Here is a 781-nt window from a genome sequence, read left to right on the forward strand (position 1 = left end):
GTATTGCTGCCATGTTGCTGCTTACGCTGCGCGGAACCCCGACTATCTACTATGGGGAGGAAATCTGTATGCGGGATGTTGCCATACCGTTTGAGGAGGTGCAGGACCCGCAGGGGCTGAATATGCCGGATAAAAACCTGAGCCGTGATCCGGCCCGAACGCCCATGCAGTGGAATGATTCGGTAAACGCCGGATTCTCCGACGTAAAGCCGTGGCTCAGGGTGGCCCGTAATTACAGCCGCGAAAATGTAGCCGTTCAGGAGAATGATCCGTATTCGCTGCTCACATTATACCGGCGGCTGATTCGGCTCCGGCAGAACGAACCCGCCCTGATGACCGGTGATTATACTCCGATCTATGCCGACAGGCAGGCAATTGCCTACCTCCGTGGGGCCGAAGGGGCAGATCGCTTTCTGATTGTCCTGAACCTCAGTCACCGCCCGGCCTACCTGAAACTGAACGATGATCTGGCTGGAGGGACCATCGTGCTGGCGAGCTATCCGGAACTGGAGGGCGCTGAGGTGTCAGGTAATATCAACCTCAATGGCGATGAAGGCATTATTGTACGACTCAAGTCAACACAAGCCCTATGAAGCGACCTGGTGCTACTTATTTAGGCAATAACCGTTGCCGGTTCCGCGTGTGGGCTCCGGAGTCAGATGCGGTTGAGGTGCAGATCAACGGTAAAAAAAAACGGATCATTTCGCTCATAAAGCAGCAGTGGGGCTATTTTGAAGCCGAAGCAGATGATATTCCGCCGGGGACGACGTACCTCGTTAGT

2 protein-coding genes are annotated in these 781 nt (G+C 54.7%); both read left to right on the forward strand.

What is annotated here, in order from left to right; translation table 11 throughout:
• On the forward strand, window positions 1-593 hold a 593-nt coding region (locus BLX24_RS30850), incomplete at its 5' end, for an alpha-amylase family glycosyl hydrolase (RefSeq protein ID WP_143092960.1).
• Window positions 590-781 (forward strand): early set domain-containing protein (locus BLX24_RS30855; protein ID WP_510185442.1); only part of this gene is annotated, 192 nt, incomplete at its 3' end. The genes BLX24_RS30850 and BLX24_RS30855, both read left to right, overlap by 4 nt.

The organism is Arsenicibacter rosenii, from assembly GCF_001870735.1.
In the GTDB taxonomy this organism is placed as follows: domain Bacteria; phylum Bacteroidota; class Bacteroidia; order Cytophagales; family Spirosomataceae; genus Arsenicibacter; species Arsenicibacter rosenii.